24 protein-coding genes, 1 other RNA gene and 1 other annotated feature are annotated in these 24,264 nt (G+C 47.6%); all 25 genes read right to left on the minus strand.

Annotation, left to right across the window (positions count from 1 at the left end):
- Positions 1-17 precede the first annotated feature (17 nt).
- On the minus strand, positions 18-1,016 hold the full coding sequence (locus KFV11_RS07095) for an ABC transporter permease (RefSeq protein WP_254249577.1): 999 nt from the start codon (positions 1,014-1,016) through the stop codon (positions 18-20).
- Entirely contained in the window at positions 1,009-1,938 is a 930-nt protein-coding gene (locus KFV11_RS07100) for an ABC transporter ATP-binding protein (RefSeq protein WP_149458488.1), read from the minus strand. Before KFV11_RS07100 ends, KFV11_RS07095 begins: the two co-directional genes overlap by 8 nt.
- A gap of 143 nt (positions 1,939-2,081) precedes the next feature.
- Positions 2,082-2,852, minus strand: coding sequence for a tRNA threonylcarbamoyladenosine dehydratase (locus KFV11_RS07105; protein ID WP_254249578.1), 771 nt, complete (start codon positions 2,850-2,852; stop codon positions 2,082-2,084).
- A 95-nt stretch (positions 2,853-2,947) separates the two neighbouring features.
- Positions 2,948-3,135, minus strand: a non-coding RNA gene (gene ssrS / locus KFV11_RS07110) — 6S RNA.
- Positions 3,136-3,177: 42 nt separating this feature from the next.
- Positions 3,178-4,953 (minus strand): aspartate--tRNA ligase, encoded by a 1,776-nt coding sequence (gene aspS / locus KFV11_RS07115; RefSeq protein ID WP_254249579.1) that lies wholly within the window; start codon positions 4,951-4,953, stop codon positions 3,178-3,180.
- Positions 4,953-6,215 carry a histidine--tRNA ligase gene (gene hisS, locus KFV11_RS07120; protein ID WP_149458485.1) on the minus strand — a complete coding sequence of 421 codons (1,263 nt, stop codon included), beginning with the start codon at positions 6,213-6,215 and terminating at the stop codon, positions 4,953-4,955. The genes aspS and hisS overlap by 1 nt, the downstream gene beginning before the upstream one ends.
- A gap of 300 nt (positions 6,216-6,515) precedes the next feature.
- The gene (locus KFV11_RS07125) at positions 6,516-7,364 is read right to left on the minus strand and encodes an N-acetylmuramoyl-L-alanine amidase family protein (protein WP_149458484.1); all 849 of its coding nucleotides are present in this window, start codon (positions 7,362-7,364) and stop codon (positions 6,516-6,518) included.
- Positions 7,361-7,813: a D-aminoacyl-tRNA deacylase gene (gene dtd / locus KFV11_RS07130; protein WP_149458483.1), complete on the minus strand. Its 453-nt coding sequence runs from the start codon at positions 7,811-7,813 to the stop codon at positions 7,361-7,363. The genes KFV11_RS07125 and dtd overlap by 4 nt, the downstream gene beginning before the upstream one ends.
- A gap of 8 nt (positions 7,814-7,821) precedes the next feature.
- The gene (locus KFV11_RS07135) at positions 7,822-10,014 is read right to left on the minus strand and encodes a RelA/SpoT family protein (RefSeq protein ID WP_149458482.1); all 2,193 of its coding nucleotides are present in this window, start codon (positions 10,012-10,014) and stop codon (positions 7,822-7,824) included.
- Positions 10,015-10,109: 95 nt separating this feature from the next.
- Positions 10,110-10,631, minus strand: a complete 522-nt coding sequence (locus KFV11_RS07140) for an adenine phosphoribosyltransferase (protein ID WP_254249580.1) — start codon at positions 10,629-10,631, stop codon at positions 10,110-10,112.
- A gap of 15 nt (positions 10,632-10,646) precedes the next feature.
- Complete coding sequence (gene recJ / locus KFV11_RS07145; RefSeq protein WP_254249581.1) at positions 10,647-12,902, minus strand: single-stranded-DNA-specific exonuclease RecJ; 2,256 nt, start codon at positions 12,900-12,902, stop codon at positions 10,647-10,649.
- Positions 12,903-13,003: 101 nt separating this feature from the next.
- A complete protein-coding gene (gene secDF, locus KFV11_RS07150; RefSeq protein WP_254249582.1) occupies positions 13,004-15,295 on the minus strand; it encodes a protein translocase subunit SecDF in 2,292 nt (763 codons plus the stop codon).
- A gap of 79 nt (positions 15,296-15,374) precedes the next feature.
- Entirely contained in the window at positions 15,375-15,653 is a 279-nt protein-coding gene (gene yajC, locus KFV11_RS07155; protein WP_246143107.1) for a preprotein translocase subunit YajC, read from the minus strand.
- A gap of 9 nt (positions 15,654-15,662) precedes the next feature.
- The gene (gene tgt / locus KFV11_RS07160; RefSeq protein WP_149458478.1) at positions 15,663-16,802 is read right to left on the minus strand and encodes a tRNA guanosine(34) transglycosylase Tgt; all 1,140 of its coding nucleotides are present in this window, start codon (positions 16,800-16,802) and stop codon (positions 15,663-15,665) included.
- 11 nt (positions 16,803-16,813) lie between these two features.
- A complete protein-coding gene (gene queA / locus KFV11_RS07165; RefSeq protein ID WP_149458840.1) occupies positions 16,814-17,839 on the minus strand; it encodes a tRNA preQ1(34) S-adenosylmethionine ribosyltransferase-isomerase QueA in 1,026 nt (341 codons plus the stop codon).
- Positions 17,840-17,841: 2 nt separating this feature from the next.
- Positions 17,842-18,855 carry a Holliday junction branch migration DNA helicase RuvB gene (gene ruvB, locus KFV11_RS07170; RefSeq protein ID WP_149458477.1) on the minus strand — a complete coding sequence of 338 codons (1,014 nt, stop codon included), beginning with the start codon at positions 18,853-18,855 and terminating at the stop codon, positions 17,842-17,844.
- Between the two features lie 12 nt (positions 18,856-18,867).
- Positions 18,868-19,452, minus strand: a complete 585-nt coding sequence (ruvA, locus tag KFV11_RS07175; RefSeq protein ID WP_149458476.1) for a Holliday junction branch migration protein RuvA — start codon at positions 19,450-19,452, stop codon at positions 18,868-18,870.
- A gap of 9 nt (positions 19,453-19,461) precedes the next feature.
- The gene (locus KFV11_RS07180) at positions 19,462-19,908 is read right to left on the minus strand and encodes an ACT domain-containing protein (protein WP_254249583.1); all 447 of its coding nucleotides are present in this window, start codon (positions 19,906-19,908) and stop codon (positions 19,462-19,464) included.
- Positions 19,909-19,917: 9 nt separating this feature from the next.
- A complete protein-coding gene (obgE, locus tag KFV11_RS07185; RefSeq protein ID WP_149458474.1) occupies positions 19,918-21,207 on the minus strand; it encodes a GTPase ObgE in 1,290 nt (429 codons plus the stop codon).
- A gap of 12 nt (positions 21,208-21,219) precedes the next feature.
- Positions 21,220-21,702, minus strand: a complete 483-nt coding sequence (locus KFV11_RS07190; RefSeq protein ID WP_149458473.1) for a Spo0B domain-containing protein — start codon at positions 21,700-21,702, stop codon at positions 21,220-21,222.
- Positions 21,703-21,807: 105 nt separating this feature from the next.
- Positions 21,808-22,092 carry a 50S ribosomal protein L27 gene (gene rpmA / locus KFV11_RS07195; protein WP_149458472.1) on the minus strand — a complete coding sequence of 95 codons (285 nt, stop codon included), beginning with the start codon at positions 22,090-22,092 and terminating at the stop codon, positions 21,808-21,810.
- Between the two features lie 10 nt (positions 22,093-22,102).
- Positions 22,103-22,423, minus strand: coding sequence for a ribosomal-processing cysteine protease Prp (locus KFV11_RS07200; RefSeq protein WP_149458471.1), 321 nt, complete (start codon positions 22,421-22,423; stop codon positions 22,103-22,105).
- Positions 22,423-22,731 carry a 50S ribosomal protein L21 gene (gene rplU / locus KFV11_RS07205; protein WP_149458470.1) on the minus strand — a complete coding sequence of 103 codons (309 nt, stop codon included), beginning with the start codon at positions 22,729-22,731 and terminating at the stop codon, positions 22,423-22,425. The genes KFV11_RS07200 and rplU overlap by 1 nt, the downstream gene beginning before the upstream one ends.
- Positions 22,732-22,745: 14 nt before the next feature.
- Positions 22,746-22,817 (minus strand) — a sequence feature (ribosomal protein L21 leader region).
- A 51-nt stretch (positions 22,818-22,868) separates the two neighbouring features.
- Positions 22,869-23,372 carry a rod shape-determining protein MreD gene (gene mreD, locus KFV11_RS07210; RefSeq protein ID WP_254249584.1) on the minus strand — a complete coding sequence of 168 codons (504 nt, stop codon included), beginning with the start codon at positions 23,370-23,372 and terminating at the stop codon, positions 22,869-22,871.
- Positions 23,372-24,226: a rod shape-determining protein MreC gene (gene mreC, locus KFV11_RS07215; RefSeq protein ID WP_149458468.1), complete on the minus strand. Its 855-nt coding sequence runs from the start codon at positions 24,224-24,226 to the stop codon at positions 23,372-23,374. The genes mreD and mreC overlap by 1 nt, the downstream gene beginning before the upstream one ends.
- Positions 24,227-24,264 lie beyond the last annotated feature (38 nt).

Raw genomic sequence — 24,264 nt, forward strand, 5'->3', positions numbered from 1 at the left:
AAGCTGCCACTTCTTTTTTAGTCCGCTACGTCACGCTTAGTAAAGACCCATAGGCCGATGCCAAGCAGCAGAGCGAGCGCGATGATGTTATAGACAAAGCTGAAGCTATAAGACATACTGTCAATCGGCGGTGCGCCCATAAATCCTATATATTGATTCATCGACCAGTTCGCCGGCCAGATGAACTTCACAAGATCTGTCTTGTCTGCTATAAAGTTAGTGATCAGTCCGCTGAAAAACAGCAGGCCGATGGTCAGGCCGAGCGATACGGCAGTATTTTTGAACAGTACTGATAACACATAAGCAATCGTTGCGAAAATAATGACATAGATCAAATCGTTCAGCAGAAGCTGCGTAAAATACAGCCAGAAATCTTCCATGTGATACTTGCCCTTAGCCGTATCGAGTACCGCATGTTTTGTCGTTGGATTTATCTTGCCCGTTACAATACCCACTAGACCGGATATAATAAATGTGAACAATGTGAAGGCCACTGAAATCAGTACAGCCGTCAGCCATTTAGCGAAGAAAATCTTCAGTCGTGATGCCGGACGGATCAGCAGCAGTTTAATCGTCCCCTGCTGATGCTCACGGCTCATCAGACTGCTAGTGATGACCGTCACCATGATAATGACAAAGTTGATCATATTAGTCGTACCGAGAAGATTATCAAAGACGTTATTAATTGCAGGCGGTCTGACGTCGTGTTTCAAGTAGTACTGCAGCCGTGGAATCTCCTGCTCGAGGCTGTACATTTTTGAATAATCCTGCTGCTTAAAATCTTTATCGTCTTGAGCATGCAGCCGTTCAAGGTCTTGAGACATCTTCTTGATATCTGTCTGCACTTCTGTCTTCCAGTGATCCTTACTATATTCCTTTGTGTGATTGATGCCCGAGCCGAATGACATATTCAAGACAGTCAGCAGCACAAACAGCAGCATGATCATAATGAGCATAATATACGTACCCGGCCGGTTGAAGTATTTGATCCATTCATTCTGTATCAGTTTAAGCAATGTCAGTCCCTCCTTCAGCCGTCAGTTCAAGGAAACGGTCTTCCAGCGACTGTTTTGATTTTGTGACGCTGTATATATCAATGTCACGCTTCACCAGCTCCCGGATCAGGCCAGGTACTTCGCTCGGTCGACACGTCATCGTAATCAATTTATCCTGGACGTCAAAATCCAGCTGCCGGTCATTCAAATATTTCACTGCCTGGTCAACAGGATGCAGGTCGAACTGGTGAACTACCCTATCATTAGCTGTGTCTATAGTCTGCACGTCTTCAATACGGATCATCTGACCGTCTTTTATAATGCCGAACCGGTCGCACATGAGCTCCATCTCTGCGAGCAGATGACTGGAGACAATGACTGACATCCCTTCTTCTTCAGCGAGACGTCTGATGTAATTCCTGATTTCACGGATGCCCGCCGGATCAAGGCCGTTGGTCGGTTCATCTAAAATCAGTAGTTCCGGCCGGTGCAGCAGTGCCTGGGCGAGTCCGAGCCGCTGACGCATACCGAGTGAATATTTCTTCACCTTATCTTTGATGCGGTGTTCAAGACCGACCAGTTTGACTACCCGCCTGATGTCTTCAGTCGTGATGCCCTGCTGCATGCGTGCATACTGCTTCAAGTTATCAAGCCCTGACAGAAACGGATAAAGCTCCGGATTCTCGACGATAGCACCCATTTTCTTCATGGCCTCTGCCCGCTCCGTTGCCAGGTTCATTCCAAGCACAGAAATAGTGCCGCCGGTCGGTGTCGTCAAACCGACAATCATCCGGATCGTTGTCGTCTTCCCTGCACCGTTCGGCCCAAGAAAACCGAAGACTTCGCCTTTTCTCACCTGAAAAGAGAGGCCGTTGATAATCTGGCGTTTACCGATTGTCTTCCTTAAATCGTTCACTTCAAGACTATAAAGAATGTCTTCCATAATTCTCCTCCTATTATCATTCGTTCCCTCTTATCATAACGCACAAGATAAGATAATAAATGGAAAACAATAAAATTTAAGGTAACTTTAAGGTAAAAAAAAGAGACTTCTCAGTCTCTTTCAGCTGTATATCAGCCTGCTTATCACTGGCCTTTATCTTTGACGCGCCGCACCGGTATATCTTTCAAAATGTCGTTGATGACAAAACTTGCGCAGATCAGACCGACGACACTCGGCACAAAGGCATTGGATGACGGCGGCATCTGGGCTTTTCGAATAGACGCATCCGGGTTACCGACATAGCCTTTCACATCGTCCCGGATGACAATCGGGCTTTCGTCAGAAAAGACGACAGGTATCCCTTTTTTAATGCCTTCTTTTTTCAGACGCGTACGGATGACTTTCGCCATCGGGTCAGTATGCGTCTTTGAGATGTCTTCTATCTTGAAGCGTGTCGGGTCTGTCTTGTTCGCAGCACCCATACTGGAGATGATTTTAATGCCGCGTTCCAGACATTCCTTCATCAGATGAATCTTATAGACGATCGTATCAGAAGCATCGACGATATAATCGATGTGATGGCTGAACAGCTCTTCATACGTCTCTTCTGTATAGAACATATGCATCGGTGTCACCCTGCATTCCGGATTGATGAGCTTGATCCGCTCCTCCATCAGCGTCACTTTCGACCGGCCGATTGTCGTCGTCAGCGCATGCAGCTGCCGGTTGACATTCGTGATATCCACATCGTCCTTATCAATCAGGATGATATGGCCGATATTCGTTCTTGCCAGCGCTTCAGCCGCAAAGGAACCGACGCCGCCGACACCGAGCACTGCGACTGTCTTATTGTTCAGAAGGTCAAGCCCTTCTTTTCCATAGGCGAGTTCATTTCTGGAAAATTGATGTTTCATTCTTTCACACACTTTCACATTTTATACTTATATCCTACCACAACACTCATAGTAATCCATAAAAAAAATACACAGGACCGAAGTCCTGTGTACCGATAACATCCGACTGAGCCGTCATCTTAAAGTTGATTATTTTGGCCTGCTATATACAGGTGGGTGTCCTGTTTCTTACATTGCACGTCCTATAATATAGGCTTGTGCTTAGTATGAAAACCCATTAGACTCCCTAATCAAAAGTGTTAGGTCAAAATAGAAAAACAAATGTCGAACTCTTCAGATATTCATCTTGTAAATATATAATAGCACATTGAATCTATAATGCAACTTATTTGTCTTCTTTAATATTCAACGTCAGATTCAGCTCGCTAAGCTGTGCTGAATCCACCGGACTCGGCGCGTCAGTCAGCAGACACGTCGCTGAAGCCGTTTTAGGGAAGGCGATGACATCTCTTAAGTTGGTACGGCCGGACAGCAGCATCACCATGCGGTCAAGTCCAAGTGCGATACCGCCATGTGGTGGCGCACCGTATTTAAACGCGTTCATCAGGAAGCCGAACTGTTCCTCTGCTTCTTTCTGTGTGAAGCCGAGTGCTTCAAACATCTTCGCCTGCATCTCCTGGTCATGGATACGGATGGAGCCGCCGCCGAGTTCATAGCCGTTCAGCACGATATCGTAGGCATTCGCCTGCACTTTATCTTTATGCGTTAACAGCATATCGACATGTTCTTTCTTCGGTGCGGTAAATGGATGGTGCGCCGCGAAATAACGCCCTGCTTCTTCGTCGTACTCGAAGAGCGGCCAGTCAGTGACCCAGAGGAAGTTGAACTGGTTGTCGTCGATCAGGCCGAGTTCTTTGCCGAGTTTGTTTCGCAGGTTAGCAAGTGACGCATTGACGACGTCCTGCTTATCCGCCACGAATAATACGAGGTCTCCGGCTGCAGCTGCAGTCACTTCAAGTAATTCAGTGGTGATAGCTTCGTCAAAGAATTTCGCGATTGGGCCATTCAGTCCTTCTGCTGTCACTTTCACCCAAGCAAGGCCTTTTGCACCGTAAATTTTAGCGAAGTCCTGCAGCGCATCGATATCCTTGCGGGAATATTTGTCCGCTGCCTCTTTAACGACAAGCGCTTTGACTGCGCCGCCGTTCTCAACAGCTTCCTTGAACACTTTAAAGTCCATTTTTGAAGCCAGTTCATTCAACGTCTTCAGCTTCATATCAAAACGCGTATCCGGTTTATCGATCCCATAGTCACGCATCGCTTCCTCGTATGTCATACGTGGGAATGGCAGCTTGACATCAATACCTTTCACGTCTTTCATAATGCGTGCCATCATCCCTTCATTCATCGCGATGACGTCTTCCTGGTCGACGAAACTCATCTCAACGTCAATCTGTGTGAATTCAGGCTGGCGGTCAGCACGTAAATCTTCATCGCGGAAACATTTGACGATTTGATAATATTTATCAAAGCCGCCGATCATTAAGAGCTGCTTGAAAATCTGCGGTGACTGCGGCAGCGCGTAGAATTCACCTTCGTGCACCCGTGACGGCACAAGGTAGTCACGCGCACCTTCAGGCGTTGACTTCGTCAGGACAGGTGTCTCTACTTCGTAAAATCCTGATTCGTCCAGATAATTACGTACAGCACGTGTAATCTGATGGCGCATACGGAATGTCTGTGCTAACGGCTCACGGCGCAGGTCAAGATAGCGGTACTTCAGACGGATGTCCTCAGCGATATCCACTTCAGATTCAATCTGGAACGGCGGTGTCTGTGCTTTATTGATGATATTCACTTCAGCGATCTGCACTTCAACCTTACCGGTCTTGATCTTCGGATTCACTACTGCTGCATCGCGCGCCGTCACTTTACCGCGCACTTCAATGACGTATTCAGAACGCAGCGTCTCAGCGACTGCCAGTGCCTCCTGTGAGAAGTCAGGGTTAAAGACGATCTGAACGATGCCTTCACGGTCGCGCAGATCAATGAAGATCAGGCCGCCGAGGTCACGGCGTTTCTGTACCCATCCCTTCAAAATGACTTCCCGGCCGATATAATCTTCTGTGACAAGACCACAGTATGTTGTGCGTTTCTCCATTATGCTCTCTCCTTCAAGTAAAGTGCGATTTCTTCCAGTTTAACATCCGTGACGTCACCTGATGTCATTTCTTTTAATTTGACTGTGCCTGTCTCGAGCTCATTGCCGCCGAGCACGAAAGTATACTTTGCGTTCAACCGGTCTGCCTGCTTCATCTGTGCCTTCATCTTGCGGTCCAGGTAATCCATATCTGCTCTGACGCCCTGCACCCGCAGGTCAGCGATCAGCTTCACCGCATCGTTCATCGTCTCAGGCATCGTCACGATAAAGAGGTCCAGCCGTTCATCTGTCTCAAGTTCAATGCCTTCTGCTTCCAGTGCAAGCAGCAGACGTTCGATACTGAGTGCGAAACCGATCCCTGTCTCACTCGGACCGTCCAGCATCTCAAGCAGCCCGTTGTAACGGCCGCCGCCGCATAATGTCGTAATAGCACCGAACCCTTCCGCTTCACTCATCATCTCAAACGCTGTATGCGTATAATAATCCAGTCCGCGGACAAGGCTTGCATCTTCCATATAAGGAATGCCGAGTCTGTCCAGATATTTCTTCACTTCATTGTAATAGTTCTTCGAGTAATCATTCAAGTAGTCCGTGATTTTCGGCGCACTTGCCACGGACGGCTGATCTTTGTCCACCTTGCAGTCAAGAATGCGCATCGGATTTTTGTGCAGACGGTTCTGACAGTCCTGACAGAACGCGCCGATGTACGGCGTGAAATGCTCGACGAGCGCATCCTTATACTCTTTACGGGAGTCGATGTCACCGATGGAATTGATGACGAGCTTCAATGATTTCAGACCGAACGAGCTGTAAATATGATAGAGCATGTGCAGCACTTCTGCGTCGATGGCAGGATTTTCTGCACCAATCGCTTCGACACCAAACTGGACAAACTGACGGTAACGTCCTTTTTGTTTACGCTCATAGCGGAACATCGGCCCCGTGTAGTAAAGTTTAATCGGTTGATTCGCGTCGCCGTGCATCTTGTTCTCGATATAGCTGCGGACGACGGCTGCCGTCCCTTCCGGCCGGAGCGTCATACTGCGGTCGCTCTTATCCTTGAATGTGTACATTTCTTTCTGGACGATGTCAGTTGAGTCGCCGACCCCTCTTGCAAACAGGTCAGTGCTTTCAAACATTGGTGTTCTGATTTCTTTATAGTTATAAGCCGCTGCGATTTCATTTAACTTCGCTTCAACGTAGCGCCATTTCGGCGTATCTTGCGGCAGAATATCCTGCGTTCCTCTTGGTATACTGATCATTATCTTGACCTCCTTTAAAATAAAAAAGCCCCTTATACGCTGATGCGTATAAGGGACGAAATAACCGTGTTGCCACCCAAATTGATACATGAAGTATCCACTCTTAAGGACAAGTATCGTTTGTCTGACGGCTCTACTTTTCATAGAACGACCTCACCTGTTGTTCACAGTCATATGTTTCTCGTCTGCTTTCAGCAGCTGCAGACGTCTCTTCGAAGAAAGGGATATCACTTTGACAGGTTCTAGCGGTTATAATTTTCAATTAAATTCATCTTACTTCTTCATTGCGTTAAAGTCAAGTTAATAGAGGAAGTAGTTTCTCAGTCCATCGACGATAGCAGTCGTCACCAGCTGGCGGTCAGTTTTGTCGGTCATCATCAGCTCATCAGTCGGATTGCTGATATAACCAAGCTCCAGCAGTACAGCAGGTATCTTTGTCTGGCGGATCACCTGGAAGTTCTCCTGTCTGACACCTCTATCGGAGAGCAGCGTTTTATTCTTGATCGCTAAATGCAGTGTATCAGCTAACGGCTTCTGAGAATCCTTGTAATAGTAGACCGTCAATCCGTGCGGGGAACTTTCACCGAGTGCGTCACTGTGAATGCTGATAAAAGCATCAGCCACACCCTGCCGGTCTTTCAGCTTGACATATTCGTCACTGTCACGTGTCATGATGACGCGTGCGCCTTCAGCCTTCAGTTTGTCGCGCAGCATGAGTCCGGTCTTCAATGTCACTTCTTTTTCCAGTGTTCCTGACTTACTGCTTGCACCTTGGTCGGAGCCCCCGTGACCAGGGTCCACAATGACCGTTCTGCCTTTGAACGGATTCTGCTGCACGACCTGGTCCTTCGCGATATTAAGGTTCGTATGCCAGCCCGCAATCCAGCCTATTTTATCGTCTCCCTGCACATAGAACCATTTGCCGCGGCGTTCGATAATCGCGAACTGTTCACCTTTTTGCACTTCAAAAATAACGGGATAGGCAGCCTCCGGACCTGTCCGCAGTTCGTTGTTTTCAATCATGGTCAGTCGTTTAGGCGCTTCCGCCTGACCGCTCATTAAATAAAAAGCAGTCACTGCTATAAGGATGCCTATTATTAATGCAAGTACGATGGATAATGGTGCCTTCTTCAGTTTAATGCGGCTCATCGGATTTTACCTTCATGGCATTCATAAATAACAGTGACCGGCCCGTCATTGATGAGCTCGATATCCATCATCTCACCGAAATCGCCTGGTTTAACAGTCACACCTTCAGCCGCCAGCTGACGATTGAACGACTCATAAAAAGCACGCGCGGTATCCGGTCTCATCGCACGCGTGAAGCTGGGACGGTTCCCTTTTCGCACGTCCGCATATAAGGTGAACTGGGAAATCGACAAAATTTCGCCGCCTATTTCCTTGATGGACAGATTCATCTTATCTTCATGGTCTTCAAATAACCGGGCCTGCACTATCTTTTTCGCCATAACCGGCACGTCCTGTTCGACCGTTTCTTCGCCGATACCGACTAACAGTAGCAACCCCGGCCCGATCTCATGATACATAGCTGCACTTTTAACTGATGCGCGCTTCACTCTCTGTAATACAACTTTCATCATACACCTCAGTTCCAGATTCGGGTCACAGTGTAGATATCACTTAACTGCTTTATTTTTTCCACGACTTTATATATATCATTGACGTTCTTGACCATAATGCCGATATTGATTTTAGCCCGCTTGTCGATGTCGGCGCGGCCGTTCACCTGGACAAGCGCTATTTTAGTGGAATTCACAGCCTGCAGCACTTCATTCAGCAGACCATTGCGGTCATAGGCAGTGATCTCAAGGTCCACTTGATACGTCTTGTTGGAGTTCGTGGATTCCACCCATTCCACATCGATGATCCGCTCAGTCTCGTCCTTAATGTTAGGACAGTCCGTACGGTGGACTTTGACACCGTGACCTTTTGTGATGTAGCCGATTATCTCGTCTCCCGGCACCGGGTTACAGCACTTCGACAATTTGATCAGCATATTGTCCATGCCTTCCACGTAGACGCCGGATTCGGTCTGAATATCCCGCTTGATGTTCAGCGACTTATTGACTTCCTGCACTTGATTCAGTGCCTGTTCCTTCTGCTTGACTCTCAGCTTCTCGGTCATTTTCGCGACGACACTGCCTGCCGCAAGACCACCAAAACCGACGGCTGCATAAATATCATCCATCTGTGAGAAGCGGTACTTATCCATCAGCACATTGAAGTTATCCGCCGTCAGCACTTCATCGGCCCGGTAACCCTGATCTTTGATCTCCGCTTCAATCATAAATTTACCTTTTTCAACATTGCTTGAGCGGTCCTGCTTCTTGAAGAAACTGCGGATCTTACTCTTCGCACTGGACGATTTAACGATTTTCAGCCAGTCACGGCTCGGTCCGTATGAATGTTTAGATGTCCGGATCTCAATGATATCACCGGTATGCAGCTGGTAATCAATCGGCACAATTTTACCGTTCACTTTCGCCCCGATCATCTTATTGCCGACTTCACTGTGGACGGCATACGCAAAATCAATCGGCACCGCACCGAGCGGCAGCTCCACGACGTCACTTTCCGGCGTGAAGACATACACCTTATCACTCTGCAGATCGTATTTCAGCGACTCCATAAAGGCTTCCGCATCCATCGACGTGGAATCCGTCTCCTCAATCTCCTTGATCCAGTCCATATTGCTTAAGTTCTTGGCTTCATCCGGATTGACGATCGTCTTGCCTTCTTTGTAGGCCCAGTGAGCCGCGACACCGTGCTCAGCAACTTCGTGCATTTCGCGCGTCCGGATCTGTATTTCGAGCGGATCTCCGTTTGGACCGACGACCGTTGTATGCAGCGACTGATACATGTTCGGCTTCGGCATTGCGATATAGTCCTTGAAACGGCCGGGCATCGGTTTCCATAATGTATGGACCAGTCCCAGCACAGCGTAGCAGTCCTTGATGGATTCAACGATGATACGGATGGCCAGCAGATCGAATATCTGGTCGAACTGCTTCTTCTGCTTGACCATCTTACGGTAAATACTGTAAATGTGTTTCGGACGGCCGGAAATATCTCCGTCGATACCTGTAATCTTCATTTCATGGGCAATGTTCTCAATCGCATTGTCGATATACGCTTCCCGTTCGCTGCGCTTTTTCTTCATGAGATGAACGATGCGGAAGTACTGGATGTTATCGATGTAGCGGAGCGAGATGTCTTCCAGCTCCCACTTGATGGTGTTAATACCGAGCCGGTGAGCAAGCGGGGCATATATTTCAAGCGTCTCCTTGGAAATTCTGATCTGCTTCTCATGCGGCATCGCTTTCAATGTCCGCATATTATGTAATCTGTCAGCGAGTTTGACGAGAATGACCCGGACATCTTTAGCGATAGCGATAAACAGCTTACGGTGATTTTCCGCCTGCTGCTCTGCCTTAGACCGGTACTTCACTTTCTCAAGCTTAGTCACCCCGTCAACAATGGCCGCGACCTCTTCATTGAACATGTCCTTTAAATCTTCGTAAGTATACGGCGTATCCTCGACGACGTCGTGCAGAAATCCGGCGATAATAGTCGGACTATCCAGTTTCATTTCAGCTAGAATGCCTGCCACCTGAATGGGATGCATGATATAAGGCAATCCATTTTTGCGGAACTGGCCTGCGTGGGCTTTTTCAGCAAGCTCATAACTCTTTACAACAAGCTGATAATCCTCATCTGTCAAATACGCTTTCGTCATCGCCAGCACATCATCTACAGTGTATGGATATTCGTTATTCATGCAGTCACCTCACTTATTTAATAATGTTAATATCATACTACATATTTTATGATAAATAAACATATGAAAAAAAGAATAAAACAGCATGCGCTGCATTATTCTTCATCGTATGATACAAGGGAGAGCACGTCATAACCTTCCAGCTTTGCCATACCATTCAAATACTTCAGATCAATGATGAAGGCAATACCTGCGACAATGCCGCCGAGCTCTTCGACAAGCTTGATCGTCGCTTCAATCGTGCCGCCGGTTGCCAGCAGATCGTCGGTTATCAGCACGCGCTGGCCTGGTTTGATGGCATCTTTATGCATCGTCAGGACATTTGATCCGTATTCAAGGTCGTATTCATAGCGGATCACTTCACGCGGCAGTTTCCCTTCTTTTCTTACCGGTGCGAAACCGATGCCGAGCGCGTAGCTCACCGGGCAGCCGATGATAAAGCCGCGCGCTTCCGGCCCGACGACAAGGTCAATCTGCTTTTCTTTCGCAAAGTCGACGATTTGGTCGGTCGCATATTTATAAGCTTCCCCGTTATCCATAATCGTCGTGATATCTTTAAAGCTGACACCCGCTTTCGGCCAGTCCTGTACTTCTGCTATATACTGTTTTAAATCCATAATATCCTCCTGTGACTAATTCATATTATCCAGAATAAGCTGCTTAATGCTGTCGAATGAAGCAAACAGCAGCTGCTGCTCCATTTTCAGTTGCTGTTCCCGCTGCTGATAACAGACGGCTGACGGAATATCCACTTTGCCGGCCGTTAAATCAAGCTGATAAGTTTCTCCGGTCACACTGACGACGCCGAGTTCCGTAAGGACGGCGAGCATAAACAGCAGCACGTTCGGCGTGACATTCAGTCGTGCGGTCAACGTCATACCATGCTGTGACAGCACGACCGGCCGATTGACCATCAGCTTATAGAGTTCCCGAAATTGCTGCAGACTTGGCATCCCTTCGAAGTAGACTTGCTTCGCTTCATGGAAGATGATATACATTTGACTGGCAGTCGATGACCGCATCGTCTGCTGAAACAAGTCAAGATTATCCGGCAGATCCCTCAGTACAATTTTATCATGGCCCGCTATATTATCACCATAAAAATAATAGTGATCGCTGTTCTTTCTGCGGTTGCGGTTGATCACATAGATGACCGGCTCATCTTTCAGGAAGGCGAATGTGCGGGGATGCTGGTTTCTGAAGTCGACCATAAGGATTTGATCTGACTTCATGTCTTCCATCATCAGCTGCGGCGATACATGATTATTCCACTCATTCAGCTGAAGTCTGCCGCACACGTCAACCGTCGTTCCTTCCGGAAACTTTCTGACCAGTTCGCCTGCCGACCATTTCAGTACGTTCAGCCGGCCGTTCAATGTCATTTTCAGATGATTCGCCTGCTGACCAATGGCCTTGATCTGAGTGATCGTTGAACCCGTGATACTGAAAATCGGCTGTGGATTAGCAGTGCCGAACGGACGCAGCCGGTCCAGCTCGTAAATATGGTCGACCGTCAGCTCATCGAGTGTGACATCGGCATCAATGATGATGGCCGGCTGCAGTTCATGCTCCGCTAAGTATCGATCAAGCCGGTCATTCAGCCGGCTTTCCAGTTCGCTGACATTATCAAGCGGCAGTGTCAGTCCTGCTGCCATATGATGGCCGCCGAACTTGGTCAGCAGTTCGATTTCCTGGTCGAGGTAATCATACATGGAGAGCTGAGGAATACTTCTTGCCGAGCCTTTGGCATAACCTGCTTCCCGGTTGATGTTCAGTACGATGACCGGAAGATAGTAGCGGTCCATCAGTTTTGAGGCAACGATGCCGAGCACTCCTTCATTCCAGTCTTCACCGGCAATGACAAGAAAGTTAAAGCCCCGCGCGACCTTATCTTCAGCCGCCGCTGCTGCCTGCTCGACTATGGTCTCCACAATGCTTTTCCGCTCGACGTTAAGCTGCTCCACCTGCTCAGCGAGAAAGACCGCTGACGTCATATCCTGCTCCATCAGCAGGTCAGCAGCAGGTCTCGCGTCATCCAGCCTGCCGACCGCATTCAGTCTCGGACCGATCATAAAGCCGATTGTCTCTTCAGTGACCAGTCCTTTATGCCCGGCCTGCTGGAGCAGCGCTTTAATACCGACCGGCGGCCGCTGATTGAGCTCGCGCAGTCCGAGCTTCACAAGTGTCCGGTTCTCATCAGTCAACGGCACAAGATCGCTGACTGTACCGACCGCAGTGAGTCCGAGCATTTCCGGGATATCTTGTCCGAGCAGTGCAGCGGCGAGTTTGTATGCGACGCCGACGCCTGCCAGATGAGGGCATGGATAGTGTCCGTCGGGATGTGCCGGATGGATGACCGCATAGGCATCAGGCAGTGCGTCACCGATTTCATGGTGGTCCGTGATGATGACGTCTACGCCAAGCGACTTCGCCACTGTAACTTCGTGCTGGCCTTTAATGCCGTTATCAACCGTAATGATCAGGCCGACACCGTCATCTGCTGCCTCTTTAAATGCCGTTTCATTCGGCCCATAGCCTTCAGTAAAGCGGTTCGGAATATAAAAGTCAGCCATGGCTTCCAGCTGTTCCAGCGCATACATCAGCACGGTGACACTGGTCACACCGTCTGCATCATAATCCCCGTAGACAAGAATCGGTTCGTCATTGCTGACTGCTTCGTGAATGCGGTCGACCGCTTTAGCCATATCATACATCAAGAACGGGTCGTGCGTCTTTTGATCAGTCAGTAATGCCGCTATCTCGCTGCGCTCTGTCAGCCCTCTTGCTGCCAGCACCTTTTGAACTAACGGGGAAATCTTGAATTCTTCAACTAAAGATGGCAGCAGTTCCTCTGAACTTCCGGTCACCCATTGTTTATTAACGGTCATAGTCATCCTCCTAACCGTTTCATTATACATGAGCGTTACAATCAACTCAAATGCCGCTGACGCAGAAAGACGCCGGGACAGAAATTCCCGGCGTCTTTTAATTAGACGTAAATCTTTTCTTCATTTGATTTCTTTTCTTCGTACACGGTCAGTTTTCCGCCGTTATTTTTCAGCTGGCGTTTCTTCAGGATACCCCATAACGGGACAGCGATGAAGATTGAACTGAACACCCCTGACATCAAACCGATGAGCAGGGCGAGCGAGAAGTTGAAAATACTTGGTGCACCGAACAGCAGCAGCGCGACAACGACGATGATGACTGTTAACACGGTATTGATGGAGCGTGTCATCGTCTGTCTGATAGAACTATTGACGATCCGGTCGATCTGTTCAGGTGCTGTGATGACTCTGACTTTACGCAAGTTCTCACGCACACGGTCAAACGTCACGATCGTATCGTTGATGGAATAACCAATAATGGTCAGCACTGCTGCGATAAATGTCATATCGACTTCCATTCTGATGACACTAAATATGGCCACAATGAGAAACGCGTCATGCAGCAATGCAAGTACTGATGTCAGCCCCATCCGCCATTCAAACCGTAAAGTGACGTACAGGATAATTCCTAATGAGGCAATGATCGTTGCAATAATCGCATTTTTAGCAAGTTCTTTACCGATGATCGGCGACACGGTGTTAACGTTCGGCTCATAGCCGTATTTGTTGTTAATCGCAGTTTTCAAGTCCTGAATTTCATTCTTCGTCAGTGCCTTCTTATACTGCACCACACCATTTTCATTGTTGGTGCCGGCAAGTGTCACATTGTCAGCAGGCAGATTGACAGCTGTCAGTTCCTGCTTCAGCTCATCCACTTTAATCGGCTGTGCGCTTTTAATATCGACACGCGTACCACTCGCAAAATCGATGCCGAGGTTAAGCTTGAAGATTGCAAGTGACGCAATACCGAGCAGGATGGTGATGGCTGATGCAATCAGTAATGGTTTCGCGAGTTTGACGAAATTGATGCGGTCCCATCTTGAATGCAGGTCATGGACGTCGATTCCTTCACTTAAATCATAGCGGTTAGATGGTTTCACACCGAACCAGCTGAACTTGTCGTTCAGCATATTGGAATTGACCACGAGTGACAGCAGCAGGCGTGTCATGAAGACAGATGTGATGAAACTCATCAGAATCGCCAGCAGCAGCATCGTCGCAAATCCTTTGACACTGCTCACACCGAAGACAAACAGCACAAGTGCCGCAAGCACAGTTGTAATATTGGCATCAAAGATCGTCAAAAATGATGACTGGGAACCTTTATGATAAGCCTGCTTAATGCTGCGGCCGATCTTCAGTTCATCTTTGATCCGTTCATACATGATGATATTGGCATCGACTGCCATACCGACACCCAGCACAAGGGCTGCGATACCCGGCAGCGTCAGCACGCCGTTGATCATATTGAACGCTACAAGCGTCAAATAAATATAGGCTGATAATGTGATGACCGCGATTAACCCTGGCAGTCTATAGTAGAGCAGCATGAACAGGAAGATGATGCCTACCCCGACTGCTGAAGCGAGCAGCGTTTTGTGCAGGGCATCCTGACCAAACTGGGCTCCGACTGAAGTCGAGTAGATTTCATCAAGTTTAACCGGCAGTGAGCCTGCGTTCAGTAAAGCTGAAATATTTTTAGCACGCTGCAATCCTTCCTGTCCGGAGAACCCGCCTGAAATCTCGACATCACTTGAGTTGATCGGCTGGCTTACTGTCGCAGCGCTGACATACTTCGGCTGCTTGCCTGCTTGTTCACGTTTTACTTCTTCCTTGTAGCTGTCCTTGCCTTTCTCAAAATCCATCCAGATGACCATAATGTTAGGATTCATCTTGGATACTTTCTCTGTCACTTGTCTGAACTTATCGGCAGACTTCAACTTTAATAAGACGTTAGGTTCATTCGTATTCTGCTTGAATCCCTGCTTGGCAGCACCTTGGACAAGGTCCTTACCGGACAGCAGCAGCTTATCATTAGCATCACGAATCGTTAAGTTCGCGCTCGTCGACAGTATTTCACGCGCTTCGTTCTGGTCTTTCACGCCGGCCAGCTGTACGCGGATCCGGTTACCTTCTTCAATCTGAATTTTAGGTTCAGAAACTCCGAGCACGTTGACCCGGGACTCCAGTGTCTCACTTGTCGCCTTGACAGCTGTCTCGTCAATTTTGTCACCTGTCTCAAGGGGTTTTACTTTGTACAGTACTTCAAAACCGCCCTGCAGGTCCAGTCCAAGATTGACATTCTTTATAATGGTTTTAGCTGTCACCCCTATTAATGAGAACAACAGAACAGTGATCAGTACAAGGGCAACGATTCTACTACGCTTTTTCACACTTTCACCTCTTAATCATCAGTCACTAACAAAAATCTGACATTATCATATCATAGTTTGTCCGCCTGATTACAATTATTTATGACCGTCTTGTTGATTTTACTGCTTCTTTGTCCAGTGTCAGTTCGTGACCTTTGCTGTTCACTGCAATGGTCACCGTTTGAGCGTCAACTGCACGCACTGTGCCGTGGATACCGCCGATTGTCGTCACTTTGTCTCCACGCTTCAAGCTCTGCATGAGCTGCTGCTGAGATTTCGCACGTTTCTGCCCGGGTCTGATGATCGCGAAATAAGCGACCAGCAGCAGGACTAATAACGGCAGTACATTGAATAATATCATCTGAAATTGTTCGTTCATAAGTTCCTCCTAGAAGTTTTTCGGATTTTCGACATTCAGGCCGTAATTCTCAAAGAATTCCTCTTTGTAATCCAGCAGCCTGTCATTACGGATCGCTTCTCTTACTTCTTCCATCATGTTCAGCAGGAAATGCAGATTATGGATTGTTGTCAGCCGGATCCCGAATGTCTCATCCGCTTTAATCAAGTGACGGATATACGCTTTTGTATAGTTTTTACATGTATAGCAGTCACAGTTAAGGTCAAGTGGTGTGAAATCGCGTTCATACTTCGCGTTTTTAACGACAACACGTCCCTGCGATGTCATGCAAGTACCGTTACGCGCAATGCGGGTCGGCAGCACACAGTCAAACATATCAATGCCGCGGATAGCGCCTTCAATCAGGGCATCCGGTGAGCCGACGCCCATCAAATAACGCGGTTTATTGAACGGCATCAGCGGTGTCGTATGCTCAAGCATGCGGTACATGATCGGTTTCGGTTCACCGACTGATAAGCCGCCGATTGCGTAGCCCGGGAAATCCATCGCCACGAGGTCTTTCGCACTCTGCGTGCGCAGGTCTTCATACTCACCGCCCTGAATGATGCCGAACAGCGCCTGGTCTTCAGGACGCTGATGCGCTTTCAGACAGCGCTCAGCCCAGCGTGATGTTCTTTCGATGGAATCCTTCACATATTTATATTCAGCCGGCATCGGCGGACATTCATCAAAAGCCATCATAATATCAGAGCCTAAGTCATTTTGAATATGCATCGCTTTTTCCGGGCTTAAAAAGAGCTTTGAACCGTTCAGATGATGTCTGAAATGCACACCTTCCTCTTCAATCTTGCGCATATCGCTCAGACTGAACACCTGAAAGCCGCCTGAATCAGTTAAAATCGGACCGTCCCAGTTCATGAACTTGTGCAGGCCGCCTGCCTCGCGGATGATGTCGTTACCCGGACGCAGCCATAAATGATAAGTGTTGCTTAAAATAATTTTGGCGTTCATCGCCTTCAGTTCTTCAGGGCTCATTGTTTTGACGGTCGCCTGTGTCCCGACCGGCATAAACATCGGTGTCTCAAAAGAACCATGCGGGGTATGGACGATGCCGAGACGTGCGCCTGACTGTTTACACGTTTTAATATGTTCATAAGTTACTGCTGGCATAATACTCTCCTTTAATAGATGAACATGGCATCGCCGAAACTGAAGAAACGGTATTCTTCTTCAACTGCCTGTCTGTAGGCATTCAGCACATGTTCTCTTGTTGATAAACTTGAAATCAGCATCATCAGCGTCGACTTCGGCAGATGGAAGTTCGTGATCATCGCATCAATCCCTTTGAATTCGTAGCCCGGATAGATGAAAATATCCGTCCAGCCGGATTCCTCCTGAAAATGGTCATTGCGTGAAGCAATCGTCTCAAGTGTTCTTGTAGATGTCGTTCCGACAGTGACAATCCGGTGACCCGATGCTCTTGTCTCATTTAAGAGACGTGCCGTTTCCGCCGTCATCTCATAATATTCGCTGTGCATATCATGCTCTTCGACATTGTCGACGCTCACCGGTCTGAATGTGCCAAGGCCGACATGAAGCGTAATATAAGTCACATGGACACCTTTTGCCTTGATCGTTTCCAGCAGCTCTGCTGTGAAGTGCAGACCTGCTGTCGGTGCCGCAGCAGAACCCACTGCCTTCGCATAGACCGTCTGGTAGCGTGACTGATCTTCCAGCTTCTCCTTAATATAAGGAGGCAGCGGCATCTCGCCCAGCTCTTCGAGACGTTCCTGCAGAATGCCCTCAAACTGCAGCGTCATGATCCGGCCGCCCTGCGGCAGGTTCTCTTTGCAGAGCGCTTTCAGCTTGCCGTCACCGAACGTCACGACAGAACCCGGATTAATCCGTTTGGCCGGCTTCACCAGCACTTCCCAGTCATTGCCTTCCAGCTGTTTGAGCATCAGCATCTCTACTTTTGCCCCAGTCTCTTCTTTGACACCAAACAACCGCGCGGGCATGACTTTCGTATCGTTCAGCACGAGCGTGTCACCCGGCGTCAAATAATCGATGATGTCCTTGAAATGTTTGTGGGTCACTTCACCTGTTGCTTTATTCAGCAGCATCAGCCGGCTTGACGTACGGTCAAGAAGCGGCGTCTGTGCTATTAATCGTTCCGGCAGTTCAAAATCAAAATCATTCACATTCACTGTCATTTCCTCTTTTCATTACTATACGGATAATTGAAGTGCGCATAAGCAAGCGGCGTCGCCTGTCGTCCACGGGTCGTCCGTTCAAGAAACCCTTTTTGAATCAGGAAAGGTTCATAGACGTCCTCGATAGTGACACGTTCTTCACCGACGCTGACTGCAATCGTATCGAGTCCGACCGGACCGCCGTTATAGCGTTCGATAATATTAATCATGATCTTATGATCGATATGGTCAAGCCCGTGCTTATCCACCTGCAGCATATCGAGCGACTCGGTCGTTGTGCCCGCTTCAATACGGGCTTCGCCGTTCACCTGCGCAAAGTCACGGACGCGGCGCAGCAGCCGGTTGGCAATCCGCGGCGTTCCCCGGCTTCTGCCCGCTATCTCTGCAGCTGATTCTGCATCAATCTCTACATCAAAGACTGCAGCCGTCCGTGTGATGATCTCCATTAAATCATGATCGTCATAATAATCAAGGCGCAGATGCACGCCGAATCGATCACGGAGCGGTGCAGACAGATTGCCGGCACGCGTCGTTGCGCCGACCAGCGTGAACGGCGGCAGGTCAATCCGGATGCTTCTCGCTTCGTCACCTTTACCGACTACAATATCGAGACAGAAGTCTTCCATCGCCGGATAAAGTATTTCCTCAACGACCCGCGACAGCCGGTGAATCTCATCAATGAATAAGACATCGCCTGCATTCAGTGACGATAAAATAGCTGCAAGATCTCCCGGACGTTCAATAGAAGGTCCCGAAGTCGTTCTGATATTAACATCCAGTTCATTGGCGATGATATTGGCAAGCGTCGTTTTACCAAGACCCGGCGGTCCATAGAGCAGCACATGATCCAGCGCTTCATTCCTCAGTTTAGCTGCCTGAATAAAAATATCCAGGTTATTCTTAAGTTTCTTCTGACCGATATACTGATGGAGCAATGTCGGACGAAGACTCAGTTCTGCCTTCGCTTCCTCTATATCCATCAGCGTATCGTCCATCATCCGTTCTTCCATATCGACACTTCCTTAAGACACTAAAATCTGCAAACCACGTTTGATGTTTGCATCTACTTCACTGATGTGCTCAGTCTTCAATATTTTCTCAACTTTAGCAAGCTCCCGGCCGGAATAACCGAGCGCTTCCAGGGCAAGCAGTGCTTCACTGACTGCACTATGGTCATCATACGCCTCAAACACAGCTGACTCATCAGTGATCAACAGCTTTCCTTTTAGATCAAGGATAATCTGCCGCGCTGTCTTCTTGCCGATGCCGGGAAACTTGATTAAATAGGCTTCATTCTCCTGTTCAATCGCCTGCTTCACTTCATGCGGCGTACTTGTCGCAAGAATCGCGAGCGCCGACTTCGGACCGATCCCGGTCACTTTGATCAATGATAAAAACAGGCTTTTCTCCTCCGCGGACTGAAAACCGTACAGCGTATGTGCATCTTCACGGACAATAAGCTGCGTAAAGATCTGCAGCTCCTTATTTAAATGCTGCTGAAAACGATATGGATTAGGGGTCAGGCATTCATAGCCGACACCGCCGATATCAATGACAACATGCGTCGGTTCAATGTGATTGAGAATTCCTTTCAAATAAGCGTACATAGCTCCTCCTTACATCGTCATACCGATCAGCTGCACCTGGTTGACACCGTCGACTTTTTTCAGCCGGTCAAGCAGTTCGTTAATAGTCAGCTCAACGTATGTCGCATCCAGTGTGATCGTAATCGTTGTCTTCTCTTTAATGGGCAGACTTTGGTGAATGGTCAGCACTGAGCCCTGCTCTTTAGCGATATGCTCGAGCACCCGGTTCAACAGACCGATCGTATCATCGACATGCAGCAGCATCGTCACATGACGCTCTGCCTTCGAATTGTCCACCGGAAAGATGGTATCTTTATATTTATAGTAAGCGCTGCGGGACAAATCAAAACGTCTGACCGCATCAAAAATAGACAGCTGCGGTTCACAGTTAAGCAGTGCTTTGACTTTTAATGTCTTCTTGATGGATTCCGGCAGCACATCTTCTCTGATCAGGTAAAACTTCTTGTTATCTGACATGGCGCCCCCCTATTCTACAAATTCAAATTCCCCGCGTAAAATACGGACGATATCACCGTTTTTAGCGCCGCGTTCACGCAGTGCGTCATCGATTCCCATCGTACGCATCTGACGTGCAAAACGTCTGACAGCCGCATCACGCGTGAAGTCCGTCATCTTGAACATCCGTTCAATAGAATTTCCGCTCACGACATAGGCACCGTCATCATCGCGTGTGATTTCAAAGTGGTCCGCTGATTTTTCATGTTTATACATGACACGATGAACGCCCGTTTCCTCTTCCTGCAGGTCATAGTCGACATCTTTCGTCGCATCCAGCAGATCGGCCACCCGGTAGAGCAGTTGATCGATATTCTGGTAAGTCGCTGCACTCAGTTCAATCACTTCGATGTCACTACCTACTTCTTCTTTGAACAGCTCAAGGTTTTCGTCAGCGCCGAGCATATCCATTTTATTCGCGACGATGATCTGCGGACGTTTAGCCAGCTTTTCATTGTACTGTTTCAGCTCTTTATTGATGGTCACATAATCCTCATAAGGATCGCGTCCATCTGTCCGCCCCATATCAATGATATGAATGATGACCCGCGTCCGTTCAACGTGGCGCAGGAACTGATGGCCGAGACCGACACCTTCAGATGCTCCTTCAATCAGACCCGGCAGGTCAGCCATGACGAAACTTCTGTTGTCCTTTGTCTGGACGACCCCGAGATTCGGCTTGATTGTCGTGAAATGATAAGCCCCGATTTTCGGTTTTGCTTTAGAGACGATGGACAACAGCGTCGACTTGCCGACGCTCGGAAAGCCGACAAGGCCGACATCTGCCATGAGTTTAAGTTCAAGCATAACTTCAAGCTCTTCTCCCGGCTCACCGTTTTCACAGAACTCAGGCGCAGGGTTCGCTGATGTTGCAAAGCGTGAGTTCCCACGACCACCGCGGCCGCCTTTTGCGACAACCGCCTGTTGTCCGTGCATGACGAGGTCAGCAATGACTTCTCCTGATTCAGCGTTTTTGATGATTGTACCCGGAGGTACTTTTAAGATAAGGTCCCGGGCACCACGGCCATGCATATTGCTGGTCTGCCCGTTCTCACCTTTATCTGCTTTGAACATCCGCTGGAAACGGAAATCAAGCAGTGTCCTTAATCCTTCGTCCACTTCAAAGATAACGGAAGCTCCTTTACCGCCGTCTCCACCGGCCGGACCACCAAGCGGTACATATTTCTCGCGTCTATAGGCGACGATACCATTTCCTCCGTCGCCTGCTTTAAGATTAATTTTGACCTGATCGACAAACATTTGAACACCTCTTTATTTGTTAATTTTAAATGCTGCTGCTATTGTAGTTTCTGTTATTTCCCAGTCAAATGCATCGTTGCCCTGCACCGCTGAATAGTCGCCTCCGGACAAGACGAAACGTATATCAATACTGTCTTCATCATCAGTCAGCTCCAGTTCTATCAGCTGCTTGTCAGCTGCAGGAATCACGCTGATGAAGGCCATCCATCGCTTCAATTGTGCAGTGACATAGTCATCACTGAAACGGTCGCCTGTCGTATTCACTTCAAACCGCCAGCTGTAATTCTGTTCTATTGTCCTATAGCTGATAACTGCTTCCAGAAAGCGCGGCCACGGCAGCTGGAACAGCTGCTGCTCTTCGTGAATTTTCTTCGTCCATAGGCCAGCTGCAGCTTTCGCTTTGTCGTACTGCTCTAATTCGAGATAGCAGCTGATCAGCTGCAGTTGATTGCTGATATCATGTTTTGCACGTGTATACACATCAAGAGCTTTCATCACATTCTCCTTTATCCTATTATAACAGAAGAGTGTACGGTGGGGGTGAACACAACGTCAAAAAGAAAAGCACTAGAACATAATGTCCAGTGCTTTAATGTATTATTATTTTGCTTCAGCATAGACAGAAACTTTCTTCTTGTCACGACCGAAACGTTCGAATTTTACGACGCCGTCGATTTTAGCGAATAGAGTATCATCTCCACCACGACCTACGTTTTCACCAGGGAAAACTTTAGTACCGCGCTGACGGTAAAGGATTGAACCACCAGTGACGTACTGACCATCAGCACGTTTAGCACCTAAACGTTTTGATTCAGAGTCACGACCGTTACGTGTAGAACCTACCCCTTTTTTCGATGCGAAAAATTGTAAGTTTAATTTCAACATGAGTTACACCTCACTTAAAGTTTAGTTTTATGAACTGCCCATATTCATCAGCGATTGTCTCGAGTGACACAATCATCGTCTGAATGATCAGCTGTGCTTCGTTATTGTTCAAGTCAATCACACGGAATTTAAAAAATCCACCATCATGTGCATAATCGATATCCGGCCGTTCATCTGTCAGTCCAAGAATTGCATTCATACTGCCGAAAACGACAGCTGATGCACCGGCACATACTAAATCCTGTCCATACGGCGCAGAATCTGCATGACCTGTCATCTCGAAATCAGTGACTTTACCATCATCATTTACAGCAATGGTTACATTAATCATTACGCGTTAATCGCTTCGATTGTTAAACGTGTGTAAGGTTGACGATGACCTTGTTTACGTTTGTAGTTCTTTTTAGGTTTGTATTTGAATACAGTGATTTTTTTACCGCGGCCGTGTTTTTCAACTGTCGCTGTAACAGTAGCACCTTCAAGAACAGGTGAACCTACTTTAACTGATTCTCCACCAACTAATAATACTTTGTCGAAAGTGAACGTCGTACCTTCTTCTGCGTTGATTTTTTCAACCCAGATCGTTTGACCTTGCTCAACTTTCAATTGTTTTCCACCAGTTTCGATAATAGCAAACATACTTGCACCTCCTAATATATTTTAAGTCACGCCGTCTGCAGGTGGATTGCTCACTTAAACCTGAAGTCGTGCGGTTGTATGTAGCTATAAACTACTCAACTTAAATATAGTATCACTCTAACTTTCAGAAGTCAACTTTATTTATAGGTTCGCTCCAATGTTTTAAGAACAAGCGGAAAGATCAGGACGATAAGCAGTAAGTTGATAAGACTGGATGGCAGACCGTGCCGGATGAGAAACTCAAAAACATTCATCGTTGTCCCGGATAATATGATAGCCATCACATAGAACACACTTTCGAACAGCAGCACGAATATAAACAGCAGCCCGATCATGACCTCAATATCTTTATAGAATACTTTAAACAGCTGATTCATCATGATAATGAACACGATATAGCTGAATGTATAGAGACCATATATCGTGCCGAGATAGACATCAGACAGCAGACCGAAAAAAGCGCCGAGAATAAGAGCGACCGTCGGATTTTTGTACACTGTGAGCATTAGTAAATAGAGCAGCACTAAATGACTTGTAAAGTAAAAATTATGGCCGAACAGCATGACCGGCATCATCGTGTTGATCAGCGTATCAAGATAAAAGAGCAGCAGTGCAATAAGCGGAATGATTACAAACTGCATTAACTGCCACTTCCTTCAGTGACTTTCGGGCTTTTCTTGGCCACGTATACTTGGGTGATATCATTCAAGTTCGCTTCTGTCTCAACATAAGCCATCTGGCTCAGACCGAATTCATCATTTTCCACCTTCTTGACTCTGCCGATTAAGATGCCTTTTGGAAACTGGCCGCCGAGACCGCTCGTCGTCACTTTAGTTCCGACTTTGACTTTGACATTGTTTTCAATGTCACTGAGGACGAGCAGACTTTTGCTGTCATCATAATGATTGATCATGCCAAAAATCTCTGAACCGCTCTGCTGCAGCGAGACACTGATCTTACTTGCTTTGACGCTCGAGGAAATCAGCTCAACCTGGCTCGAATACGCATTCACCTTTTTAATGCGGCCGACGAGTCCATTGTTGGTCATCACCGCCATATTTTCCTTGATACCTGCGGATTCACCTTTATTGATAATGAAAGTGTTCATCCATTCGTCCTGATTGCGCGCGATAATAGTAGCAATCTCAGGATCATAGTCAGCGATGCTGGCTGTTTTCAGCAGATCGCGCAGTTCCTTGTTCTCTTTCTCCAGGCGGTAGTTATCCGCTTCAACCTGGCTGAAACCTTTAATCTTCGCTTTCAGCTGTCTGTTTTCTTCTTCAGCATTCCACATATTGACTAGATTCGATAAGTTGTGCGAGATGAACAGAGCGGGATACGACACAATGCGCTGCCCGAGTGCCGCAGAATCGCCGGCAATCTGTTCAGGGACAGAAGTATTTCTTTCTCTTAATGACAGACCGACAAGCATAATAAAAATAATCAGCCCGAATAGCACAAAGACCAATTTGTTCCGACTGTAGAATTTCGGCAACTTAAACACCTCATTGATAGTAATCGTTAGTAGTTAAA

The organism is Macrococcus equipercicus (genome assembly GCF_024205945.1).
Classification (GTDB): domain Bacteria; phylum Bacillota; class Bacilli; order Staphylococcales; family Staphylococcaceae; genus Macrococcus; species Macrococcus equipercicus.